25 protein-coding genes are annotated in these 22,475 nt (G+C 73.4%); 9 read left to right on the forward strand and 16 right to left on the reverse strand.

Going from position 1 to position 22,475, the window contains the following annotated elements; all coding sequences use genetic code 11:
• From OG553_RS07250 to OG553_RS07275, 6 genes are all read right to left on the reverse strand, one after another.
• Positions 1-420 (reverse strand): OB-fold nucleic acid binding domain-containing protein, encoded by a 420-nt coding sequence (locus tag OG553_RS07250; RefSeq protein ID WP_007267057.1) that lies wholly within the window; start codon positions 418-420, stop codon positions 1-3.
• Between the two features lie 43 nt (positions 421-463).
• On the reverse strand, positions 464-1,150 hold the full coding sequence (locus OG553_RS07255) for a response regulator (protein WP_405978203.1): 687 nt from the start codon (positions 1,148-1,150) through the stop codon (positions 464-466).
• Positions 1,147-3,849 carry a DUF4118 domain-containing protein gene (locus tag OG553_RS07260; protein WP_405978204.1) on the reverse strand — a complete coding sequence of 901 codons (2,703 nt, stop codon included), beginning with the start codon at positions 3,847-3,849 and terminating at the stop codon, positions 1,147-1,149. Before OG553_RS07260 ends, OG553_RS07255 begins: the two co-directional genes overlap by 4 nt.
• Before the next feature lie 210 nt (positions 3,850-4,059).
• On the reverse strand, positions 4,060-4,836 hold the full coding sequence (locus OG553_RS07265) for a DUF3710 domain-containing protein (protein ID WP_405978205.1): 777 nt from the start codon (positions 4,834-4,836) through the stop codon (positions 4,060-4,062).
• A 1-nt stretch (position 4,837) separates the two neighbouring features.
• Complete coding sequence (dut, locus tag OG553_RS07270; protein WP_125816974.1) at positions 4,838-5,377, reverse strand: dUTP diphosphatase; 540 nt, start codon at positions 5,375-5,377, stop codon at positions 4,838-4,840.
• Positions 5,377-5,961 (reverse strand): PaaI family thioesterase, encoded by a 585-nt coding sequence (locus tag OG553_RS07275; protein WP_125594768.1) that lies wholly within the window; start codon positions 5,959-5,961, stop codon positions 5,377-5,379. The genes dut and OG553_RS07275 overlap by 1 nt, the downstream gene beginning before the upstream one ends.
• A 58-nt stretch (positions 5,962-6,019) precedes the next feature.
• Between OG553_RS07275 and OG553_RS07280 the strand changes: the two genes are divergently transcribed.
• The gene (locus OG553_RS07280) at positions 6,020-6,490 is read left to right on the forward strand and encodes a DUF3093 domain-containing protein (RefSeq protein ID WP_405978206.1); all 471 of its coding nucleotides are present in this window, start codon (positions 6,020-6,022) and stop codon (positions 6,488-6,490) included.
• 11 nt (positions 6,491-6,501) lie between these two features.
• Here OG553_RS07280 and OG553_RS07285 read toward each other — a convergent pair whose 3' ends face one another.
• The 4 genes from OG553_RS07285 to OG553_RS07300 all read right to left on the reverse strand — a co-directional run bounded on the left by OG553_RS07285 (position 6,502) and on the right by OG553_RS07300 (position 10,027).
• Positions 6,502-7,434: a hypothetical protein gene (locus OG553_RS07285; RefSeq protein WP_405978207.1), complete on the reverse strand. Its 933-nt coding sequence runs from the start codon at positions 7,432-7,434 to the stop codon at positions 6,502-6,504.
• A gap of 8 nt (positions 7,435-7,442) precedes the next feature.
• Positions 7,443-7,739 carry a DUF4193 domain-containing protein gene (locus OG553_RS07290; protein ID WP_007267048.1) on the reverse strand — a complete coding sequence of 99 codons (297 nt, stop codon included), beginning with the start codon at positions 7,737-7,739 and terminating at the stop codon, positions 7,443-7,445.
• 385 nt (positions 7,740-8,124) lie between these two features.
• Positions 8,125-9,369, reverse strand: a complete 1,245-nt coding sequence (locus OG553_RS07295) for a sensor histidine kinase (RefSeq protein ID WP_405978208.1) — start codon at positions 9,367-9,369, stop codon at positions 8,125-8,127.
• 4 nt (positions 9,370-9,373) lie between these two features.
• Entirely contained in the window at positions 9,374-10,027 is a 654-nt protein-coding gene (locus OG553_RS07300; RefSeq protein ID WP_007267046.1) for a response regulator transcription factor, read from the reverse strand.
• 296 nt (positions 10,028-10,323) lie between these two features.
• Between OG553_RS07300 and OG553_RS07305 the strand changes: the two genes are divergently transcribed.
• The gene (locus tag OG553_RS07305) at positions 10,324-10,491 is read left to right on the forward strand and encodes a hypothetical protein (protein ID WP_164720975.1); all 168 of its coding nucleotides are present in this window, start codon (positions 10,324-10,326) and stop codon (positions 10,489-10,491) included.
• A 96-nt stretch (positions 10,492-10,587) separates the two neighbouring features.
• Here the strand turns inward: OG553_RS07305 and OG553_RS07310 are convergent, their stop codons facing one another.
• Positions 10,588-11,391 carry an inositol monophosphatase family protein gene (locus OG553_RS07310; RefSeq protein ID WP_405978209.1) on the reverse strand — a complete coding sequence of 268 codons (804 nt, stop codon included), beginning with the start codon at positions 11,389-11,391 and terminating at the stop codon, positions 10,588-10,590.
• 9 nt (positions 11,392-11,400) lie between these two features.
• The gene (locus OG553_RS07315) at positions 11,401-12,567 is read right to left on the reverse strand and encodes a ferrochelatase (protein WP_405978210.1); all 1,167 of its coding nucleotides are present in this window, start codon (positions 12,565-12,567) and stop codon (positions 11,401-11,403) included.
• A 168-nt stretch (positions 12,568-12,735) separates the two neighbouring features.
• On the opposite strand from OG553_RS07315, the gene OG553_RS07320 reads away from it, so the two are divergent.
• Both OG553_RS07320 and OG553_RS07325 read left to right on the forward strand, forming a co-directional pair.
• A complete protein-coding gene (locus tag OG553_RS07320; protein WP_405978211.1) occupies positions 12,736-14,001 on the forward strand; it encodes an MFS transporter in 1,266 nt (421 codons plus the stop codon).
• Positions 13,943-15,280, forward strand: coding sequence for a D-arabinono-1,4-lactone oxidase (locus tag OG553_RS07325; RefSeq protein WP_405978212.1), 1,338 nt, complete (start codon positions 13,943-13,945; stop codon positions 15,278-15,280). Before OG553_RS07320 ends, OG553_RS07325 begins: the two co-directional genes overlap by 59 nt.
• 21 nt (positions 15,281-15,301) lie before the next feature.
• Here the strand turns inward: OG553_RS07325 and OG553_RS07330 are convergent, their stop codons facing one another.
• Positions 15,302-16,117 (reverse strand): hypothetical protein, encoded by an 816-nt coding sequence (locus tag OG553_RS07330; protein ID WP_405978213.1) that lies wholly within the window; start codon positions 16,115-16,117, stop codon positions 15,302-15,304.
• Between the two features lie 538 nt (positions 16,118-16,655).
• Here OG553_RS07330 and sepH point away from each other — a divergent pair.
• On the forward strand, positions 16,656-17,687 hold the full coding sequence (gene sepH / locus OG553_RS07335; protein WP_405978214.1) for a septation protein SepH: 1,032 nt from the start codon (positions 16,656-16,658) through the stop codon (positions 17,685-17,687).
• Between the two features lie 48 nt (positions 17,688-17,735).
• On the opposite strand, the gene OG553_RS07340 is transcribed toward sepH, so the two are convergent.
• A complete protein-coding gene (locus OG553_RS07340) occupies positions 17,736-18,569 on the reverse strand; it encodes a sulfurtransferase (protein ID WP_405978215.1) in 834 nt (277 codons plus the stop codon).
• A 176-nt stretch (positions 18,570-18,745) separates the two neighbouring features.
• Between OG553_RS07340 and OG553_RS07345 the strand changes: the two genes are divergently transcribed.
• Complete coding sequence (locus tag OG553_RS07345; RefSeq protein ID WP_405978216.1) at positions 18,746-19,537, forward strand: VOC family protein; 792 nt, start codon at positions 18,746-18,748, stop codon at positions 19,535-19,537.
• Here the strand turns inward: OG553_RS07345 and OG553_RS07350 are convergent.
• The gene (locus OG553_RS07350) at positions 19,534-20,328 is read right to left on the reverse strand and encodes an SGNH/GDSL hydrolase family protein (protein ID WP_405978217.1); all 795 of its coding nucleotides are present in this window, start codon (positions 20,326-20,328) and stop codon (positions 19,534-19,536) included. The genes OG553_RS07345 and OG553_RS07350 overlap by 4 nt on opposite strands.
• Entirely contained in the window at positions 20,315-20,887 is a 573-nt protein-coding gene (locus OG553_RS07355) for a PadR family transcriptional regulator (RefSeq protein ID WP_405978218.1), read from the reverse strand. Before OG553_RS07355 ends, OG553_RS07350 begins: the two co-directional genes overlap by 14 nt.
• A 108-nt stretch (positions 20,888-20,995) precedes the next feature.
• Here OG553_RS07355 and OG553_RS07360 point away from each other — a divergent pair, with 108 nt between their 5' ends.
• The 3 genes from OG553_RS07360 (at position 20,996) to OG553_RS07370 (ending at position 22,291) form a co-directional block, all read left to right on the forward strand.
• Positions 20,996-21,436 (forward strand): nuclear transport factor 2 family protein, encoded by a 441-nt coding sequence (locus OG553_RS07360; protein ID WP_405978219.1) that lies wholly within the window; start codon positions 20,996-20,998, stop codon positions 21,434-21,436.
• Between the two features lie 109 nt (positions 21,437-21,545).
• Entirely contained in the window at positions 21,546-21,962 is a 417-nt protein-coding gene (locus OG553_RS07365; RefSeq protein WP_405978220.1) for a hypothetical protein, read from the forward strand.
• Positions 21,959-22,291, forward strand: a complete 333-nt coding sequence (locus OG553_RS07370) for a winged helix-turn-helix domain-containing protein (RefSeq protein WP_405978221.1) — start codon at positions 21,959-21,961, stop codon at positions 22,289-22,291. The genes OG553_RS07365 and OG553_RS07370 overlap by 4 nt, the downstream gene beginning before the upstream one ends.
• The last annotated feature ends 184 nt before the right edge of the window (positions 22,292-22,475 follow it).

Raw genomic sequence — 22,475 nt, forward strand, 5'->3', positions numbered from 1 at the left:
TCAGTGCTCCTGTCCGAGAGGGCGGAGTTCGTACTTCGGGTTGAAGAGCACCCGGCGGCCGTGACTCATCGAGACGCGGCCGGATGCGATCATGCGCCGTCCGGGTTCGATTCCCACGATCGAGCGACGCCCGAGCCAGACCACGTCCAGCGCGGCCGAGCCGTCGAACAGCTCCGCCTCCAGGGCGGGCACGCCCGCGCGCGGCCGGAGGGTGACGGTGCGCAGGGTTCCGGTCACCTTCACTATCTGGCGGTCGTGGCAGTCGCAGATCCGCGTGCACCCCGCGGCTTCTGCGTCCTCCTGCAGCTCCGCCGAATGCAGCTCCTCCTGGGAGGTGGACAGCCGCTCTATCATCCGGCGGAACCGGCCCGCCGGCCTGGCCGGTTTCGCGGGCTTCTCGGGACGCGGTTCAGCACTCATACAGGAAGCGTACCGGCGCCCCCGTCGCCTCTCGAAGCCCCCGCTACTTCTCGAAGCGGTACCCCATGCCGGGTTCGGTGATGAAGTGCCGGGGGTGCGAGGGGTCCGCCTCCAGCTTGCGGCGCAGCTGGGCCATGTAGACCCTCAGGTAGTTGGTCTCGGTCCCGTAGGAGGGCCCCCAGACCTCCTGGAGCAGCTGTTTCTGGCTGACCAGCTTCCCGCCGTTGCGCACGAGCACCTCCAGCAGGTGCCACTCGGTGGGGGTGAGGCGTACGTCGCGCCCCTCCCGCACCGCCTTCTTGGCGGCGAGGTCCACCGTGAAGCCCTCGGTCGAGACGACCACCTCTTCCTCGCCGGTCCCGGCGGACGGCTCGGCCCGGCGGACGGCGGCGCGCAGCCTGGCCAGCAGCTCGTCCATGCCGAAGGGCTTGGTGACGTAGTCGTCGGCGCCCGCGTCGAGGGCCTCGACCTTCTCGTCGGAGCTGTGCCGGGCGGAGAGCACCAGGATCGGGACCCGCGTCCAGCCGCGCAGCCCCCTGATGACCTCGACCCCGTCCATGTCGGGCAGGCCGAGGTCGAGGACGACCACGTCGGGGTGGCGGGCGGCGGCGAGTTCCAGGGCTCCCGCCCCGTCGGCGGCCGCGTCGACCTCGTACTTGCGCGCCTTGAGGTTGATCACGAGGGCTCGGACGATCTGCGGCTCGTCGTCCACCACGAGCACCCGGGTCATCGGGGACCTGCTTTCTGTCGTTCGGGGCGGTCCCCGGCTTCGGTCGGTTCGGTTCCGGCGGTTCCGGCGGTTCCGGCGGTTCCGGCAGTTCCGGCAGTTCCGGCAGTTCTGGCGGTTCCGGCGGTTCCGGCGGTTCCGGTCGTTCCGGTCGTTCCTGCGGTTCCGCCGGTTCCCCCGGGCTCCGGCGGCGGGCCGCCGCGGGCCGCCGCCCGCAGGGTGAGCACCATGGTCAGCCCGCCCCCGGGAGTGTCCTCGGCGACGAGGGTGCCGTCCATGGCCTCGGCGAAGCCCCTGGCCACCGCGAGCCCCAGGCCCACGCCCGCGCCGCGCGGGGCGTCGCCGTGCCGCTGGAAGGGGGCGAATATCCGGTCCTTGGCCTCGTCGGGCACCCCGGGCCCGCGGTCGACGACGCGCACCTCGACCCGGTCTCCGAGGAAGCTGGCCGCGACCAGCACCCGCTCTCCGGCGGGGCTGTACTTGACGGCGTTCTCCACCACGTTGGCCACGGACCGCTCCAGCAGCCCCGGGTCCACGGCCACCATCGGCAGGGTCTCCGGCACGTCGAGCAGCACGCTGTCCTCCGGTACGCCGCCCAGCGCCATCGGGACCACCTCGTCGAGGTCGATCTCCCGGATCAGCGGGGTCACGGTGCCGGTCTGGAGCCGGGACATGTCCAGCAGGTTGCCCACCAGGTGGTCGAGCCGGTCGGCACCCTCCTCGATCCCGGCCAGCAGTTCGGCCCGGTCCTCCTCGGACCACTCCACGTCGTCGGAGCGCAGGGAGCTGACGGAAGCCTTGATGGAGGCCAGGGGCGTACGCAGGTCATGGCTGACGGCGGCCAGCAGGGCGGTCCGGATCCGGTTGCCCTCGGCCAGCCGGCGCGCCTCCTCCGCCTCCCCCACGAGCCGCTGCCGGTCCAGCACCACGGCGGCCTGGGCGGCGAAGGCGCCGAGCACCCGGCGGTCCTCGGCGGGCAGTACCCGCCCGGACAGGGCGAGTGCCATGTGGTCGCCGACCGGCATGTCGACGTCGGCGTCCTCGGGCCGGGCCGCCGGACGGGGCCCGACGCTGCCGGCCGGGGTCCAGGGCTCCACCTCGCCCGCCCGCTCCAGCAGGGCCACCGACTCCATCGCGAAGGTCTCGCGCACCCGCTCCAGCAGCGCGTCCAGGGCGGTCTCCCCGCGCAGCACGCTCCCGGCCAGGGTGGACAGCACCTCGGACTCGGCCCGCAGCCGGGCGGCCTGGTGCGTGCGCCGGGCGGCGAGGTCCACCACCGAGGCCACCGAGACGGCGACGCCGAAGAACACGGCGATGGCCATGATGTTCCTGGGGTCGGAGACGGTGAACCGGTGCAGCGGCGGGGCGAAGAAGTAGTTCAGCAGCAGCGAGCCGAAGGCCGCCGAGGCCAGGGCCGGCCAGAGCCCGCCCAGCAGCGCGGCCGCGACCGTCAGCGCCAGGAAGAGCAGCATGTCGTTGGCGAGGCCGGGGTCGGCGTCGATGTTCGTCAGCAGGGCGCACAGCAGCACGGGGAAGACCACGCCGACCACCCAGCCGGCCACGAGCCGGGGCCTCCCGAGCCGGGCCGCCGAGCGGACCACGGGCAGCCCCCGCCCCCGGGCGACCTCCTCGTGGGTGACGATGTGCACGTCGAGGTCGGGCCCGGAGTCACGGGCGACGGTGGCGCCCACGCCGGGCCCCAGCACGTACTGCCAGGCCTTGCGGCGGCTGGAGCCGAGCACGATCTGGGTGGCGTCGACCCCGCGGGCGAAGGCGAGGAGGGATTCGGGGACGTCGTCGCCGATCACATGGTGAAACGTTCCGCCAAGGTCCTCGACCAGGGTCCGCTGTACCGCGAGCTCCTTGGGCGAGGCCGAGGTCAGCCCGTCGCTGCGGGCGATGTAGACGGCGAGCACCTCGCTGCCCGAGCCCTTTGCCGCCATCCGGGCGGCCCGGCGGATGAGGGTGCGGCCCTCGGGCCCGCCGGTGAGGCCCACCACGATCCGTTCGCGGGCCTGCCAGGCCGAACGGATGTCGTGGTCGCCCCGGTACTGCTGGAGGTACTCGTCGGCCCGGTCGGCGACCCACAGCAGAGCCAGCTCGCGCAGCGCGGTCAGGTTGCCCGGCCGGAAGTAGTTCGAGAGGGCCGCGTCGACCTTGTCGGGCTGGTAGATGTTGCCGTGCGCCATGCGCCGGCGCAGCGCCTGCGGGGACATGTCGACCAGCTCGATCTGGTCGGCGCGGCGCACCACCTCGTCCGGCACGGTCTCGCGCTGGCGCACCCCGGTGATCTTCTCCACCACGTCCCCGAGGGACTCCAGGTGCTGGATGTTGACGGTGGTCACCACGTCGATCCCGGCGCGCAGCAGCTCCTCCACGTCCTGCCAGCGCTTGGCGTTGCGCGAGCCGGGGACGTTGGTGTGCGCGAGCTCGTCCACCAGCGCCACGGCGGGCCTGCGCGCGAGGACCGCGTCCACGTCCATCTCCGTGAAGGCGGCCCCCCGGTACGAGAGCTCCCGCCTGGGCACCTGTTCGAGGCCGTGCAGCATCACCTCGGTGCGCGGCCGCCCGTGGTGCTCGACGAAGCCGACGACGCAGTCGGTGCCCCGCTCCACGCGGCGGTGGCCTTCCGAGAGCATGGCGTACGTCTTGCCCACACCGGGTGCCGCGCCGAGATGGATCCTTAGCCTGCCGCGTCCCATGCGCTCATTCTCGGGGACGTTCCCGCTGTTCACGCACCGGAAGGGCGTCCGCCGGACATCCCTGACGCATCCCTGACGCGGACGCCCGTGCCCCGGACACCTGCGCCCCGGACTCCCGTGCCCCGGACGCGCGAAGGCCCGCGGGCCCCGCCCCTCGGGGGGAACGGGGCCCGCGGGCCGGAAAAGACCTTCGCGGGGCCGGCTGACGGGTCAGCGGACCTCGGTGATCTCCGGGCCGCGCTCCAGCTGGCCCATGCCGCCGGAGAAGCGCGAGCCCTCCTGCTCCTCGGCCGTCTGCACGCCGTCCGGCACCATCTGGGCGTCGTTCGGCAGCTTCAGGACGATCGGGTCGCGCGGGGCCATCGGGCCGTCGCCGCGGACGATGACGGTCTCCCGGAAGATCTGCTCCAGCACGCCGGCCGACTCGGGGCGCACCGCGCCCTGGCCGGAGATGACGCCGCGCAGGAACCAGCGCGGGCCGTCGACGCCGACGAAGCGCACCAGCTGGGCGCCGGTCTGGCCGTCGGGCAGCGGGACGGGGACCTGCGCGCGCAGCTCCCAGCCCAGCGGGCCGTCGACCTCGTCGATGATGCCGCCCTGCTGGGTGATGCCCGAGGCGATCTCGTCGCGGACCTCGCCCCAGATGCCCTCCTTCTTGGGGGCGGCGAAGGCCTGCAGCTGCACGGCGCTGTCGCCCAGGACCACCGTGGCGGCCACGATCGCGTCACCGGCGACCTCGACGCGCAGCTCCATGCCCTCGACGCCGGGCACGAGGATGCCGCCCAGGTCGACCCGGCCGTCGGCCGGGTTGCCGAGCACCTCTGAGACGTCCCACGGGCCGTCGGGCCGCGGGGCCGGGGGCAGGTTGAGCCTGCGGGGCGCGGCGGATTCGTCGCCGGCCTGCTCGTCGGCAGCCACGCCGTTCACGACCTGCTCGGCCGCGCCGCCGTCATGGGCGGAGTCGTTCTTCTTGCGACGTCCGAACACGTCACTGTCCTTCCCGGTCGGATACGACCGAAGCGTAGCCATTCCCACCCTGCTGCTGACCAGCCCCGGATCCGGCCACGGCCGCATGGCCGCCGGTGGAGCCGAACCCCCCGTCGGCCCGGGCCGAGCCTGGAAGCTCCGCCACCTCGTGGAAGCGCACCTTCTCGACCCGCTGGACAACCAGCTGGGCAATGCGGTCGAATCGCTCGAACCGGACGCTCTCGCGCGGGTCGAGATTGACCACGATCACCTTGATCTCCCCACGGTACCCGGCATCCACCGTCCCCGGGGCATTCACGAGCGCGAGCCCGCAGCGGGCGGCCAGGCCCGAGCGCGGGTGCACGAAGGCCGCGTACCCGTCGGGCAGGGCGATGGAGACGCCGGTGGGCAGCACGGCCCGCTCCCCGGGCTCCAGCTCGGCGGCCACGGTGGTCACCAGGTCGCAGCCGGCGTCGCCGGGGTGACCGTAGGCGGGAATGGGCACCTCGGGGTCGACGCGCCGGATCAGCACGTCGACGGGCGCATGGGTGTTCTGGGACATCAGGGGTTCACCTCGAAGGCGCGTGCGCGCCTGACCTGGTCCGGGTCGGACATCGCCGCCCGGATCTCCTCGGGCCGACCGTTGTCGATGAAGTGGTCGACCTTCACCTCGATGAAGAGCGCGTCCGCGCGGACGGCGACGGGGCCGTCCGGGCCGCCTATCCGGCCCACGGCGGTGGAGTAGATCTTCCGGCCGGCGACGGCGGTGACCTCGGCCTCCAGGTACAGCACGGTGTCCACCGGCACGGGCCGCACGAAGTCGGTCTCCAGCCGGCCGGTCACCGCGATGACGCGCAGCAGCCAGTTCAGGGAGCCCAGCGTCTCGTCGAGCGCGGTGGCCAGGACGCCGCCGTGCGCGAGCCCGGGCGCGCCCTGGTGGGCGGGCTTGACGGTGAACTCGGCGGTGACGCGTACGCCCTCGCCCGCGCGGGCCTCCAGATGGAGCCCGTGCGGCTGGCCCCCGCCGCACCCGAAACAGTGTTCGTAGTGCGCGCCGAGGAGCTCCCCCGGCGCCGGGGCATCGGGGTGCCGGACCGGTGCGGAGGCATCGGCCGGGGGCGTCAACGCCGTGTTTCGTCCACTCACAGGCGCTGACCTTACCCGCGCGGCTACCCGCCGGTCGCCCCGTGGGAGGCTAGGTGCCATGCAGCTCTCCCCCGCGCACCACGACGAACGACTCTCCGCGCCCCGCTCCTGGTGGGGCATAGCGGCCCTGACCGGCCTGGCGTGCGCGCTGATGCTGCTGCCGCTGGGCACCCTGCCGCTGCTGGCCGGGCTGGTCGGCGGCGCCGCGCTGACGGGGATGCTGGTGAGCTCGTACGGTTCCGCGCGCGTGCGCGTGGTGAACGGCGCGCTCGCGGCCGGTGACGCCCGGATCCCGGTGACGGCGCTGGGCGAGCCCGAGGTGCTGGAGGCGGAGGAGGCGCGCGCCTGGCGCACGTACAAGGCGGACACCCGGGCCTTCATGCTGATGCGCAGCTACGTCCCGACGGCGGTCCGGATCGAGGTAACCGACCCGTCGGACCCGACCCCGTACGTGTACGTCTCCACGCGCGAGCCCCAGGCCCTGGCGGCGGCCGTCCGCGCGGCGAAGGCCGCCGCGGCCGCGGCCTGATCCGGCGGGACTCAGCTCCCGTCCGGCCGGCGCCCTTCGAGGGCGGCCCTGGTGGCCTCGGGAAGGGCCTCGGAGGGGCGTTCCAGGGGCGGCAGGGCGGGGAGGGCGTCCCACGGCACGGCACGGCTCCGCAGGTCCCCACGGACCTTCTCGGCGAGTTTCCGGGTGTCCCTGCGGTTCATCACCGCCCCGACGGCCGCGCCGACCATGAACGGCATGAGGTTCGGCAGGTTGCGGAACATCCGCTTCATGATCTGCTGGCGCAGTTCTCGCTTCATCTGCCCGCCGAGCGCCGCGTTCAGCGTGGTCGGCTTGGTCAGGTCGATACCGCGCTCCTGGGTCCAGGAGGTCAGGTAGGCGAGGCTGCGGTCCTTCAGGCCGCCCGGCGGCCGCTGCCCGTAGACCTCGTGCAGCTCGGCGATGAGCTTCAGCTCGATCGCGGCGACCCCGGTGATCTCCGCGGCCAGCTCCGCCGGCATCGCGGGCGGGACCGGCAGCATGGCCGCGGCGCCGATGCCGGCGCCCACGGTCGAGGTGCCGTTGGCGGCCCCGGCGATCAGCTTGTCGGCCAGCCGGTCGGGACCGAGGTCCGGGAACTGCGCCCGCAGGGTCGCGAGGTCCCGTACCGGAACGCGCGGGGCGTTCTCGATGATCAGGTCGGTGATGTACAGGGCGGCGGCCTTCGCGCCTTCGCCGCCCTTGCGCACACCGTTCTTGACGGCTTGCATCCGACGCGTCCCGGGCCTGCCCCGGGACTCCTCGTCCGCCACTGCGGCCGACGGCACCGCCGCGGCGGTGTCGGACGGCACCACAGTCGTCCCGAAGGGCTGGTCACCGGCGGCCGCGGGGCCCGTTTCCGGGCCCGTGGTCACCGCGCGAGCCTGCCCCTCCGGATCGCCAGATTTCCGGAAGCGTCGCCTCCGAAAGGGCGTCGAGCCGGTCACGGCCGTCCTCAGTCGCAGTCGCGGCAGATCGGCTGGCCGTTCTTCTCGCGCGCCAGCTGGCTGCGGTGGTGCACCAGGAAGCAGCTCATGCAGGTGAACTCGTCGGCCTGCTTGGGCAGCACCCGGACGGCCAGCTCCTCGTTGGAGAGGTCGGCACCCGGGAGCTCAAGGCTCTCGGCTCCGTCGAAGTCCTCGATGTCGACGCTCGACGTGACCTTGTCACTGCGCCGAGCCTTGAGCTCTTCGATGCTGTCGTTGTCGACGTCGTCGTCGGTCTTGCGTGGGGTGTCGTAGTCCGTTGCCATTTTGTTCGCTCTCCCCCTCTGGGATTTAGCGGTGTCTCAGCGCACGTAACGCGCGAGAGGCCGGACTTGTGCCCGACCTGAGGCGGAGATTTTGCCTCACATCAAGGTCTGTTACTCAATCGACACCCAGCCGCGCGCCCGAAGGACTCCGTAGCCGGGATGTCGAGCGGGACCGTACACGGTCAGGGGGTCGTCTTGCACAAACGCCACCCCGTGTATTTCCCGCCATCAGGGGGGCCGGAAACCCGGACTTCCCGGGCTTTCCGGCCACCTTGGGGTCACAGAACGCACATGACCCGCCACTCGACACTGTGATCGATCACACAGGAACCGCCCGCCGCGGCCGGCGGCGCGTTCCGCTGACGGCGAACAGGACCCGGGTGGATCAAAGGGGCAGCGTGACACGCATCACGAGGCCACCGCCCTCCCTGGGCGTCGCGATGATGCGGCCGCCGTGTGCGCGCGCCACGGAGCGCGCGATCGACAGACCGAGCCCCACACCCTTGTCGCTGCCCGTTCGCTCCGTACGCAGCCGCCTGAAGGGCTCGAAGAGGCTGTCCACCTCGTACGCGGGAACCACTGGACCCGTGTTCGAGACGACGAGCACCGCCTGACCGTGCTGGGCCTCGGTCGTGACCTCCACCCAGCCGCCCTCCGGCACGTTGTACCGGACGGCGTTCTGCACCAGGTTGAGGGCGATCCGCTCCAGCAGGACGCCGTTGCCCTGGATCACCGCCAGCGCGCGCTCGCCGCGGATCTCCACGCCCTTGGCGAGGGCCTCGCCGCGGGCCTGGTCGATGGCGCGCGAGGCGACCTCGGCCAGGTCGACCGGTTTGCGCTCGACGATCTGGTTCTCGCTGCGGGCCAGCAGCAGCAGGCCCTCGACCAGCTGCTCGCTGCGCTCGTTGGTGGCGAGCAGCGTCTTGCCCAGCTGCTGGAGCTCAACCGGCGCTCCGGGGTCCGAGAGGTGGACCTCCAGCAGCGTCCGGTTGATCGCCAGCGGGGTCCGCAGCTCGTGCGAGGCGTTGGCGACGAAGCGCTGCTGGGCGGTGAAGGCCCGCTCCAGGCGGTCGAGCATCTCGTCGAAGGTGTCGGCGAGCTCCTTCAGCTCGTCGTCCGGCCCGTCCAGCTCGATCCGCCGGGTCAGGTCGGAGCCGACCACCCGGCGGGCCGTGCGGGTGATCTTGCCCAGCGGCGAGAGCACCCGGCCGGCCATCGCGTAGCCGAAGGCGAAGGCGATGACGCTGAGGCCCAGCAGGGCCATCAGCGACCGGCTGAGCAGGTCGTCCAGGGCGTGCTTGCGCTGGTCGAGGATGCACTGCGAGATCGCGGCGTTGAACTGGTCGATCGACTGGTCGATGCCCACGCCTGAGCAGGTGGTGCTGGAGACCTCGACCTTCTGGCCGCCGACGATCTTGAAGGGGAGCGCGTTGCCCTCCCTCAGGGCCTGCGCGGCCAGCAGGTAGATGATCGACAGCAGCAGGATCCCGGCGATCAGGAACATGCCGCCGTACAGCAGCGTGAGCCTTATCCGGATGGTCGGCCGCAGCCAAGGGAAGGGACCCTCGGGCTGGCCGGGGTCCCAGGTCGGTTTCGGTGGCGCCGCGGGTGGCGCCGGGGTCGGGGCCACCGGGTCAGATCCGGTAGCCGGAACCGGGCACGGTCACGATGACGGGCGGCTCCCCGAGCTTGCGGCGCAGGGTCATGACGGTCACCCGGACCACGTTGGTGAACGGGTCGGTGTTCTCGTCCCAGGCCTTCTCCAGCAGCTGCTCGGCGGACACCACGGTCCCCTCGCTGCGCATGAGCACCTCCAGCACCGCGAACTCCTTCGGCGCCAGCTGTACCTCACGGCCCTCCCGGAACACCTCGCGGCGGTTCGGGTCCAGCTTGATGCCGGCCCGCTCCAGGACGGGCGGGAGCGCGACGGTGGTGCGCCGCCCGAGGGCGCGCACGCGGGCGGTCAGCTCGGTGAAGGCGAAGGGCTTGGGCAGGTAGTCGTCGGCGCCCAGCTCCAGGCCCTCGACGCGGTCGCTGACGTCGCCGGAGGCGGTGAGCATCAGCACGCGCGTGGGCATGCCCAGCTCGATGATCTTCCGGCAGACGTCGTCGCCGTGCACCAGCGGAAGGTCCCGGTCGAGGACGACCACGTCGTAGTCGTTCACCCCGACGCGCTCCAGCGCCGCGGCACCGTCGTACACGACGTCCACGGCCATGGCCTCCCGGCGCAGGCCCGTGGCCACCGCATCGGCGAGCAGCTGCTCGTCCTCGACGACGAGTACGCGCACGTCGTTTCCTTCCTTCGAGCCCTTCAGGGCACACGTGTATTGCGCCTCCATCCTGCCGGTTTCGGCCGTAAACCGGCTGTAAGGCGCCCCTGCGGGGCCTCCGGGGGCGTGCGCGGCGGGTGGAAGCGGCGTGGAAGCGGGGTGTGGGCGCGGTGGAAGTGAGGATTCCCTCGCCTTACGAGGTTTCTGCGCCCAGGGTGCCGGGGAGGACGAGGAGCACACCCCAACCACACCCTGAAGCGGCGGACTGCCCCGTGCTCTCCGCCGTCGACCCACGCAGAGGGGGCGCACCCACCATGGACGCATTCACCGCGGGTCTCCTGCAGCGCATCAAGGCCACGCAGTCGGACCTCAGCAAGGCCCGTGAGACGGGCGACGACTACCTCGCGGATGTGGAACAGGCCGAACTGGAAGACCTCCAGCGGCTCGCCGCAGAACACGGCGTACCGGTTTCCGCCGCCTGACCCGACGGCATCTCCGAGCTCACAGCGCACCCACCGGGCCCCGGCCGCCGCGAGGCGGCCGGGGCCCGGTGCCGTCCGCCCCGGGCGGGCGCCCGGTCAGTCGTGCCAGGCCCCGGCCTCCTCCAGCAGCAGCTGGAGCGGGGCGAAGACCGCCGGGGTGGCCGCCAGCGCCAGCTCCCCCGAGGCCGGCTCCGAGGGCCGCCCGCCGGTCAGGGCGCCCGCCTCACGGGCGATCAGCTCGCCCGCGGCGAGGTCCCAGGGGTTGAGCCCGCGCTCCCAGTACCCGTCGAGGCGCCCCGCGGCGACGTCGCACAGGTCGAGCGCCGCCGAACCGCCGCGCCGGATGTCCCGAACCACCGGGATGATCCGCGCGGCGACCTCGGCCTGGTGGGCCCGCCTCGTCTGGAGGTAGCCGAAGCCGGTGGCGATCAGCGCCCGGTCGAGCGGAGCCGCCGGCCGGCAGGCCAGCCGTGCGGTGCCCGACCAGGCCCCGCCGCCCAGCACCGCGTGGTACGTCTCCCCGCGCATCGGCGCCGCGACGACGCCCACCACCGTCTCGCCCCGGTACTCGGCCGCGATGGACACGCCCCAGCTCGGGAGCCCGTAGAGGTAGTTGACGGTGCCGTCCAGCGGGTCGACGACCCAGCGCACCCCGCTCGTGCCGGGGCTGTCCGCGCCCTCCTCGCCCAGCAGCCCGTCCGCGGGGCGGCGCTCGGCGAGGACGCCCGTGATCAGCTTCTCGGCGGCGATGTCCATCTCGGTCACCACGTCGATGGGGCTGCTCTTCGTCGCGGCCACCGCCAGATCGGCCGGCCGGCCGTCGCGGAGCAGGTCCCCGGCCCGCCGGGCGGCCTCCTGGGCCACGTCCAGCAGTTCGGCCTTCAGGTCTTGCGGGATCACGCTTTCCCCCTACGCGTACGGGCTGTCCGTGCCGGCGGCCGCCGGCCGGGGCGCGCGGGCCGGGCAGCAGCCCACCGCGCACAGGTCGTGGCTCTGCCCCAGGGTGCCCACCCAGCACTCCCGCGGCCGTTCCCCGCGCTCGCGGGCGGCGCGCTCCAGCACGAGTTCGCGTACCGCGCCGGCGAACCGGGGGTCGGCGCCGACGGTCGCGGAGCGCTCGGCGGGCAGGCCCAGTTCGGCCGCCTTCGCCTTCGCCTCGGTGTCGAGGTCGTAGAGGACCTCCATGTGGTCGGAGACGAAGCCGATCGGCACCATGACCACGGCGGGCGCGCCGTCGGCGTGCAGGGCCTCCAGGTGGTCGCAGATGTCCGGCTCCAGCCACGGGACGTGCGGGGCGCCGCTGCGGGACTGGTAGACGAGCTGCCAGGGGTGCGCGGTGCCGGTCTCCGCCTCGACGGCGTCCGCGATGACGCGGGCCACGTCGAGGTGCTGCTTGACGTAGGCCCCGCCCCCGCCGCCCTCGGTGTGGTCCTCGACCGGGCCGGAGGTGTCGGCGGCCGAGTCCGGGATGGAGTGGGTGGTGAAGGCCAGGCGGGCTCCGTCCCGGACGCCGTCGGGCAGTGCCGCGAGCGAGGCCAGCACCCCGTCGATCATGGGCCGGACGAAGCCGGGGTGGTTGAAGTAGTGCCGCAGCTTGTCCACGCGGGGCAGCTCCAGGCCCTCCTCCTCCAGCGCGGCGAGCGCGTCGGCGAGGTTCTCGCGGTACTGGCGGCAGCCCGAGTACGAGGCGTACGCGCTGGTGGCGAGGACGGCGATGCGGCGGCGGCCGTCGCGCACCATCTCCCGCATCACGTCGGTCAGGTACGGGGCCCAGTTCCGGTTGCCCCAGTAGACGGGCAGGTCCAGCCCGTGCTCGGCGAAGTCCTTGCGCAGGGCGTCCAGCAGCTCGCGGTTCTGCCCGTTGATGGGGCTGACCCCGCCGAAGCCGAAGTAGTGCTGCCCGACCTCCTTGAGCCGCTCGCGCGGGATGCCCCGGCCGCGCGTGACGTTCTCCAGGAACGGCACGACGTCGTCGGGCCCCTCGGGGCCGCCGAAGGACAGCAGCAGCAGGGCGTCGTAGGGGGCGGCGAGGCCTTCGGCCGGGGGCGCGTCGGGGGCACGGAGCTGGTCTGACATGCCTCGAATCCTGCCACTCGGGGTCCGCCGGGGAGAACCGGCCGGTCCGCATCCCGGACGCGGCGTAGGTAAGGTGACCCTAAGTTGAAGCGTTGATTTTTCCCCATGCGGGTGCCTTGTCGGCAGTCGTAACCTGTATGGGCCTCTGACGTCCCTTACGGAGCGACCTTGTCCAGTCCCTACCGCGCGATCTTCGCGGCCCCCGGCACCAAGGGGTTCAGCGCAGCCGGCCTCATAGGCCGGCTCCCGATATCCATGGTCGGCGTCGGCATCCTCACGATGATCTCGGAGATGACCGGCCGCTACGCGATGGCCAGCGCACTGACCGGCACCCTGGCCCTCGCCGCCGCGTTCATCGGCCCCCTGGTCTCCCGCCTGGTGGACCAGCACGGGCAGCGCCGGGTGCTGCGCCCCGCGACCCTGATCTCCACCGCGGCCGTGACCGGCCTGGTCCTGGCCGCCGCGAACGGCCTGCCCGACTGGACCCTCTTCGTCTTCGCCGCCGTCGCCGGCTGCGTGCCGAGCGTCGGCTCGATGGTCCGCGCCCGCTGGACCGAGCTCTACCGGGACTCCCCGCGCGAGCTGCACACCGCGTACTCCTTCGAGTCCGTGATCGACGAGGTGTGCTTCATCTTCGGCCCGATCCTCGCCATCGGCCTGTCCACCACCTGGTTCCCCGAGGCCGGACCGGTGATCGCGGCCGGCTGCCTGCTCGTCGGGGTCTGGCTGCTCACCGCCCAGCGCTCCACCGAGCCCGCCCCGCACCCGCGCAGCCCCGACGCCGACCGCGCCTCGGCCCTGCGCTCCCCCGGCCTCCAGGTGCTGACGGCCACCTTCGTGGCGACCGGCGCGATCTTCGGCTCCATCGACGTGTCCACGCTGGCCTTCGCCGAGGAGCAGGGCAGCAAGTCGTCCGCGAGCTTCATCCTGGCGATCTGGGCGGCGGGGTCCTGTATCGCCGGAATCGTCTTCGGCCTGCTGCACCTCAAGGGCAAGGCCGAACGCCGTTGGGTACTGGGCATATGTGCGATGGCCGTGAGTATGATCCCCCTCCTACTGGCCGGGAACCTTCCGTTTCTGGCCGTGGCGCTCTTCGTCTCGGGCCTCGCCATCGCTCCCACGATGATCACCACGATGGCCCTGATCGAATCGCACGTACCACGCGCGAAGCTCACCGAGGGCATGACCTGGATCAGCACCGGCCTGGCGGTCGGGGTCGCGGTCGGGTCCTCGGTGACCGGTCTGGTCATCGACGCGGCCGGGGCCCAGCGCGGGTTCGTGGTCTCGATCTCCTCGGGAGTGGCCGCGGCGGCGGTGGCGTTCGCGGGTTACCGCCGGCTGACGAGGCCGGCGCAAGGGGAGGAGCCTGCCAGCGATGGCGACGTCGGGGACAGCAGCAGCAGCAGCGAAGAACGCACCGGCCGCGTGGCGTAACTGGGCGGGCAACGTCCGTGCCACGCCCGCGCGCGTGGTGACTCCGGCCTCGGTCGGGGAGCTCCGGGAGGCGGTCCGCCGGGCCGCGGAGGAAGGGCTGCGGGTGAAGGCGGTCGGCACCGGCCACTCCTTCACCGCGGCGGCCGCGACCGACGGGGTGCTCGTACGGCCGCAGGCGCTCAGCGGGATCCTGTCGGTCGACCGGGCGGCCGGCACCGTCACCGTGGCGGCGGGCACGGCCCTCAAGGACCTGAACCGGGACCTGGCCCGGCAGGGCCTCTCGCTCGCCAACATGGGCGACATCATGGAGCAGACGGTCTCCGGCGCCACCGGCACCGGCACCCACGGCACCGGCCGCGACTCGGCCTCCATCGCCGCCCAGATACGCGCACTGGAGCTGGTCACGGCGGACGGCAGGCTGATGACCTGTTCGGAGAAGGAGAACCCGGAGGTCTTCGCGGCGGCCCGGATCGGCATCGGCGCCCTGGGCATCGTCACCTCGATCACCTTCGCGGTGGAGCCGCTCTTCCTCCTGACCGCCCGTGAGGAGCCGATGCGCTTCGACCGGGTGACGTCCGAGTTCGACCAGCACGTCGCGGAGAACGAGCACTTCGAGTTCTACTGGTTCCCGCACACCGGCAACTGCAACACCAAGCGCAACAACCGCAGCCAGGGCCCCGCCGCTCCGCCCGGGGCGGTCAGCGCCTGGATCGAGGACGAGCTGCTCTCCAACGGCCTCTTCCAGGCGGTCAACTCCCTGGGCCGCGCCGTCCCGGCCGCCATCCCCTCCATCGCCCGCGTCGCCAGCCGAGCCCTGTCGGCCCGCACCTACACGGACATCCCCTACAAGGTGTTCACCAGCCCGCGCCGGGTCCGGTTCGTGGAGATGGAGTACGCCCTTCCGCGCGAGCGCGCGATCGAGGCGCTGCGGGAGCTCAAGGCCATGGTCGACCGCTCCGGCCTGCGGATCAGCTTCCCGGTGGAGGTGCGCACGGCTCCGGCGGACGACATCACCCTGTCCACCGCCTCGGGGCGGGAGACGGCCTACATCGCGGTGCACATGTACCGGGGCACCCCGCACCAGGCCTACTTCACGGCGGCCGAGCGGATCTTCACCGCCCACGGGGGACGGCCGCACTGGGGCAAGGTGCACAGCCGGGACGCGGAGCAGCTGGCCGCCGTCTACCCGCGCTTCGCCGAGTTCACCGCGCTGCGGGACCGGCTGGACCCGGACCGGCTGTTCGGCAACGACTACCTGAGGCGGGTGCTCGGGGACTGACCCCCGGGGACCGGCCCCCGCTCAAGGAGCGCCGGGCGACGGCTCCCGGCCGCCTGCCGGGCCGCCGGAGCCCGGGGTCGGGCCGGGATCCGGGCTCTGCTTCGAGGGGGTCGGGGCGGGCGTCGGACCCACCGGCCCCTTGGACCCGGAGGGGGTCGGGGACGGTTCCTGGCCGCCGCCCGAGCGGGAGGGGCTCGGGGAGGTGCCGGATCCGGGGGCCTTCCCGTCCGTTCCCGCCGTGCCGCCCCGGCCCTCCTGGCCGCCGGGCTCGCCGCGCCGGCCCGTCCCGTTCCCGCCGCCGTCCTTCTCCGGGTCCCGCTTCCGCGGGGCGGCCTCGTGGTCGGGGGCGGTGCGGGAGCCGCCCGACAGGAGGGTGCGGCCGTCGCTGCTGACCGAGGTACCCGCGAAGGCCTCGTACGTCCCGAGGCCGCCGAGGGCGAGGGCGAAGGCGGCCCCGGAGGCCACCGCCGTGCGCTTCCAGCCCCGTACGCGGGTGCCGTGCACGGTGGCCTCCCCGAACTCCCCCGGCGCCGGGGCCGGGACGGCGGGGTCCGGCTCCGCGCCGGGCGGCGGGACCTGACGGGACCTGGGGCGGGCGCTCTCGCGGAGCTGGTCGCCGGTGCGGCGGAACAGGTGCTGGATGACGGGGCCGCCCGCGGTGGCGACCACGCTGACCACGCCCGCGCCGAGGATGGTCCCGTAGACGCCCATCTTCGAGGCGAGCAGGGCAGCCGCGACGGTGGCGAGGGAGCTGCCCGCGACCTGGGTCGCGCTCAGGTCGAGCTTCCTGCGCCCCCGTTCCTCCTGGTCCGCCGTTTCCTCCGTCTTCTGACCCATCGCCATCCCCGGTGTGTCCCGCCTCTCGCGCCTCTCCTCTTCCAGCAGTTACTGACCTCTGAGCGAAATGGAAAGTTCCGTTTCTGCGGATTCTGTGAAGCAGGACACCCCGAAACGGCCCTGTCCGCAGGTGGACCCGGATGCCGACCCGATTCCGGGCAGGCCAACTCCCGCCGCCCGCGACAAGTTCGGCGGCGCGGCGGTCCACCCGGGTGGCCCGAATGGAGTACTGTGGCGAGCCCTGGGACCGTCCTTCCTTCCGGATGTCCGGACCCGGGAGAGGGGGCCGGCTGATGGAGAAGCGGCGCTCAAGACCGGTGATGCCGCGGTATCGCACGGGCTCCTGCTGCGCACAGTAACCACTTGGTCACTGTGCGTGCCCAACAGGTAACCGTGCCATAACGTCGATCAAGGGCGCATGCCCGACACGCCGGTTTAACTCGGCAAGGTTGTGGCAGGCTGCACCCGGGCAGGCCACACTCGACTAGCGGAAGCAGCGACGCACGTGACGTCGGCAGGCACCACCCGGGAGGTCCCCATGCCCGAACTGCGTGTCGTGGCCGTCTCAAATGACGGAACACGACTGGTGCTCAAGGCTGCGGACAGCACGGAGTACACGCTTCCGATCGACGAGCGGCTGCGGGCTGCCGTGCGCAATGACCGCGCGCGCCTGAACCAGATCGAGATCGAGGTGGAGAGCCACCTCCGCCCCCGTGACATCCAGGCCCGCATACGGGCCGGTGCCTCCGCGGAGGAGGTCGCCCAGCTCGCCGGCATCCCGGTCGACCGGGTACGCCGCTTCGAGGGCCCGGTGCTGGCCGAGCGCGCCTTCATGGCCGAACGCGCCCGCAAGACCCCCGTGCGCCGCCCCGGCGAGAACACCGGACCGCAGCTCGGCGAGGCCGTGCAGGAGCGCCTCACGCTGCGCGGGGCCGACAAGGACTCCGTGCTGTGGGACTCCTGGCGCCGCGACGACGGCACCTGGGAGGTGCTGCTGGTCTACCGGGTGGCGGGCGAACCGCACTCGGCGAGCTGGTCGTACGACCCGCCGCGCCGGCTGGTCGTCGCCGTCGACGACGAGGCCCGCTCCCTGATCGGCGAGGCCGACGACCTGCCCTCCACCCCGGAGCCGAGCTTCCCGTTCGTGCCGAGGATCGCCCGGCTGCCCCGGGACCGGCCGCTGGACCGCGCCCTGGACCGGCAGCTGGAACGGCCCGACAGCCGGCCCGCCCCGCCGCCCGCGCCGGAGCCGGAGGAGGAGCGGGACACGCTGACCAGCCTGCTGGAGGCGGTCCCGAGCTTCCGGGGCGACCTGGTGGTGCCGGACCGTACGGAGGCTCCCGCCGAGGAGCCGGAGGCCGAGGAGCCCCCGGCCGCGGCGGCGTCGGCGGGTGCCGGCGCGGCGTACGCCGACGTGCTGATGCCGCGCACGGTGGCGGGTCACCGCGAGCGGCTGACCGGTACCACCGACCGGCAGGCCGAGGCCGACGGGGTCCGGCCGGGACGCCGGGCGGCCGTGCCCAGCTGGGACGAGATCGTCTTCGGGACCCGGCGCAAGAAGCAGGAGTAGCCCGCGCGCGGCGGCGCCCCCGAGGGGGCGCCGCCGGCCGCGGACGCGTCAGGGGTTGGGGCCGGTGGCCACGGGCCGCTCCGGGTCCGAGGACCACTGCGACCAGCTGCCCGCGTACAGGCTGGCCGGAATTCCGGCCACCTCCAGCGCGAGGACCTCGTGCGCCCCGGAGACCCCGGAGCCGCAGTACACGCCCACCGCCGTGTCCCCCGCGGCGCCGAGCGCCGCGAACCGGGCGCGCAGCTCCCCGGCCGACAGGAACCGGCCGTCCGGGCCCACGTTCTCGGTGGTCGGGGCCGACACCGCGCCCGGGATGTGCCCGCCGACCCGGTCGATCGGCTCCACCTCGCCGCGGTAGCGCTCGCCCGCGCGGGCGTCCAGCAGCAGGCCCGTACGCGCCAGTGCGGCCGCGTCGTCGGCCTCCAGCAGGCCGAACGCCCCCGGGTTTGGCTTGAAATCGCCCTCCACGGGCTTCGGCGCGTCGGTGGTGAGCACACCGCCCGCCGCCGTCCACGCGGCCAGGCCGCCGTCCAGGACGCGCACGTTCCGGTGACCCGTCCAGCGCAGCAGCCACCAGGCGCGGGCGGCCGCCCAGCCGAGACCGCCGTCGTACACGACCACCGGCTCGTCGGCGCGCACCCCGGCCCGGCGCATCGCGGCACCGAAGTCCTCGGGGTCGGGGAGCGGATGGCGGCCGCCCGCCCCCGGCGGACCTGCCAGTTCGAGGTCCAGGTCGACGTACACGGCGCCGGGCAGGTGCCCGGCTTCGTAGGCGGGGCGCTGGTCGGGGCCGCCCAGCTGCCAGCGGACGTCCATGAGGGCCGGCGGGCGGGAGCCGGCGAGCTCGCCCCGCAGTTCGGAGGCCGAGAGAATCGCAGTCATGGGCCCATCTTCCTCCCCGCCCCCGAACCCGTGTAACAAGCCCGACATCGACGGGGCGCAGTGATTCGGACATCTCTGTTCCGCGCCCCGGTCGCGCGGCCGGTCGGGACGCGCGGGGTGCCGCGGAGTGCAAGCATCTGCGGGGAACAGGGACACGACGGCGGGAGACGGCTGACATGACGGAGGCATCGGGGACTTCGCGGCGCACGCCCGGCACACCGTGCTGGGTGAGCCTGATGGTGCACGGCCTCGGGAGCACGGAGGACTTCTACGCCGACCTCTTCGGCTGGGAGTACGAGCCCGGCCCCACCCAGTTCGGCCCGAGCGTCCGGGCCTTCCTCGACGGTCAGGAGGTCGCCGGGATCGGCGAGATGCCGCCGGACCGCCACCTTCCGGTGGCGTGGACCACGTACTTCGCCACGGACGACGCCGACTGCACCGCCGAGTCCATCCGGTCCTGCGGCGGCACGGTCGCGGTGGGCCCGCTCGACGCGGGCGCGGCGGGGCGGATGGCGATCTGCTCCGACCCGATGGGCGCGATCTTCGGGATCTGGCAGAGCGACGGGCACCCCGCGGCCCGCCGGGCGGGGGCGGAGGGCACCCCGGTGTGGAACGAGCTGCTCACCCAGGAGTCCTCGACGGTCGGCAAGTTCTACGAGCACGTGTTCGGCCACGAGGCCGAGCGGCACCCGGCCGTCCCGTCCGACTTCGACTACCTGACGCTGCGCCTGGGCGGCCGACCGGTCGCCGCCGTGCACGGGGTCGGCCGGTCGCTGCCGCACGACCGGGGGCCGCACTGGATGACGTACTTCGAGGTGGCGGACCCCGACGCGGCCGCCGCCCGGGTGACCGGCCTGGGCGGCAGGGTCGTCACCCCGCCCCGGGAGCGCATCACGGGCCGGCTGGCCGTGGTCGCGGACCCGGAGGGGGCGGTCTTCGCCCTGGTGCGGACGCCGTCGGTGAACTAGGGGCGGCCTCGAAGGGTGGCCTGGACGGGCAGCAGCTGCGGGCGCTTCGCGGTGCGGCCGTCGCCGGAGGAGGTGCCGCGCAGCCGGCGGCCGAGCCAGGGGCCGAGGAACCCGGCCAGCCAGGCCGCCTCGGCGGCGACGGTCCCGACGAGCGCGCGGGGCGGCCCGGGCGGCAGCGGCTCCCGCCAGGCACCGCCGCTGCCGGGCAGCTCCAGGGCTTCGGCCAGGGCGGCGGCGATCCGGGCGTGGCCGAGGGGGCTGGCGTGCAGCCGGTCGGTCGCCCACATCCGCGGGTCGGTGGCCGCGGCCTCCAGGCCGGTCTCCGCGACCACCACCCCGTGGCGGGCGGCGGCGGCCCGGATGTGGTTGTTGAGCTCGCTCACGCGGGGGCTCAGCGGCCGGGCCAGGGGCGCGATGCGGGCCACGTCGGGGAAGGTCACGGTGGCCACCCTGGCCCCGGCGCCGGTCAGCGCCGCGAACACCTCCTCCAGCTCCCCGGCCACCTCGGCGGCGTCGAAGCGCGGCCGGAGCAGGTCGTTGACCCCGGCGACGACGGTCGCGACGTCCGGCCGCAGCTCCAGGGCGGGCCCGAGCTGTCCGGCGCGGACCTGTCCGGCGAGCCGGCCCCGGACCGCGAGGTTGGCGTACCGCAGCCCGGGGGAGGCGGCCGCGAGGTGACCGGCGAGGCGGTCGGCGAAGCCCCGCAGGCCCACCGTGTCGTCGCCGTCCCCCAGCCCCTCGGTCTGGCTGTCGCCCAGGGCGACGTAACGCAGGTACTCAGTCTTCCGCACGGGTGGTCCCCTCCCTCTTCCCCAGCACGTCGGCGGCGCGCAGGCACCAGTCCCGGTGGCCCTCCTCGAAGGCCACCCCGCGCAGGCAGGTCAGGTAGCCGCCGATCCGTTCGCCGCGCAGCAGGAACTCGTCCTCGTCCAGCTCGCCGCGCATGCCGCGCAGCAGCTTGTGGAGCAGCTCCAGCTTGGCCTCGGCGGCGGCCGCCCGCTCCAGGAGCTGCTCGACGACCCGGGCCGTGCCGATGCGGTCGGCGCTCTGGACCTTCACGAGGAGGTCGTCGCGGATCGAGGAGGGCTTGGACGCCGCCCCGGCGAACCGCTCCAGTTCGGCGCGGCCGGTGCCGGTGACCCGGAACAGCCGCTTGTTGGGCCGGGACTCCTGCACCACCTCCCGGCCGGCGACCAGCCCGTCCGCCTCCAGCCGCGCCAGTTCGGCGTAGAGCTGCTGGGGCGAGGCGTGCCAGAAGTTCGCGACGCTGATGTCGAAGGCCTTCGCCAGCTGGTAGCCGCTGTACTCGCCGTCGAGCAGTGCCGCCAGTACCGCGTGCCGCAAGGCCATGACCGCTCCCTCTTCCCTTTCGGTGCCCGCACCGGCACCATACTCAAAAACATGACTACTCGCATTCTTGAGTAATCGACCGGCATTACCGACAGGAGGAGGGGCCACATGGGGACCGTGGACACCGCGGGGACCGCCGAACGCTTCCGCGCCGCCGTGGAGAAGGGGGATCTCGCCGCGCTGGACGACCTGTTCACGGACGACATCCGGCTGTACAGCCCGGTGAAGTTCAGGCCGTTCGAGGGCAAGGCCGCCGTCCTGGGCCTCTTCGGCGTCCTGCTGCGCACCTTCGAGGACCTCCGCTACCTCGGCCGGCTGGACGGCGGCGCCGAGACCACCTCGGGCGGCGAGGAGGCCCCGACCGTGATCCTGCCCTTCCGCGCGCTGGTGGCGGGCAAGCAGATCCACGGCATCGACCAGCTCCAGTTCGACGGGGCGGGCCGGGTGAAGGAGTTCACGGTGATGGTCCGCCCCCAGTCCGCCGTCCAGGCCCTGGGCCAGGCGGTCCTGGCCGGCCTGGTCGCGGACGGCCTCGCACCGGAGTCCTGACGCCGTCCCGCGGTCGCGGACCCGATCCCCGGCAAGTACTTGCTAAAGTGGCAAGTACTTGCCGGGCAATGGCACACGGAGCCGCCCGGCCGTCACACGGGGGACCACCATGAGCGAACGGACCGCCGCCGCAGCGGCGTTGAAGGGCATCGCGCGGATCGAGGCGGGCGCACGACAGCGGAGCCGACGGCCGACCGGCTGCCTGTGGGCCTTCGCCGGATGGCAGCTCGTCCTCGTCCCCACCGTGCTGCTGTGGCACGGGCGCACCGGCACGCTCGTCAGCACGCTGGCGAACGCGGTCGTGGTGATGGCACTGTCCGCGTTCGCCGTGCGGCAGCCCGTGACGCCCCGGGGCCACGCCCGCCGCTACCTCCGCGCCATCGGTGCCTGGGCCGCCGCCTACGTGCTGTCCCTCGCGCTGGGCCTCACCGTCCTCGCGGACAGCACCGCCTTCGTGGCCGGCGCCGCCCTGCTGTGCGCGCTGCCGCCCGCCGCCGCGGCCTGGCGGGAGGGCCGCGCGGCATGACGCCCTCCCCCGGAGCCCCGGCCGACCGGACCCCGCACCCGCGCCACGCGCTCGCCCCGCTGCTCTCCTCGGCCGTGCGCCTGTCGATCGTGGCGGCCCTCGCACCCGTGGAGAAGGCCGAGTTCGGCTACGTGCGGGACCTCGTGGAGATCACCGACTCCGCGCTGTCGAAGCAGGTCGCGCGCCTGGAGGAAGCCGGCTGGGTGACGGTCGAGAAGGGGCGCGTCGGGCGCATGCCCCGGACCTGGCTCCTGCTGACCGGGGAGGGCCTGGACCGCTACCGGAGGCACGTCGCCGCCCTCGCCGCCATCGCGGGCCCGGCGCACTGATCGCGGCGTGTCACCGCCGGGTGCGCCCCGCGCCGGTACGAGGATGGGCCGGGCGTTTCCGCACCTGACGGACCGCGCCCACGCGGCTACGCAGACGCCCCGGGGAGCCGCCCACGAGTACTGTGGAAGGGCTCCCGGGGGCGCACCGGCGGATGGGGTTCACCGTGTCGACATCGAGTCACGA

The organism is Streptomyces sp. NBC_00158, assembly GCF_045160885.1.
GTDB lineage: Bacteria > Actinomycetota > Actinomycetes > Streptomycetales > Streptomycetaceae > Streptomyces.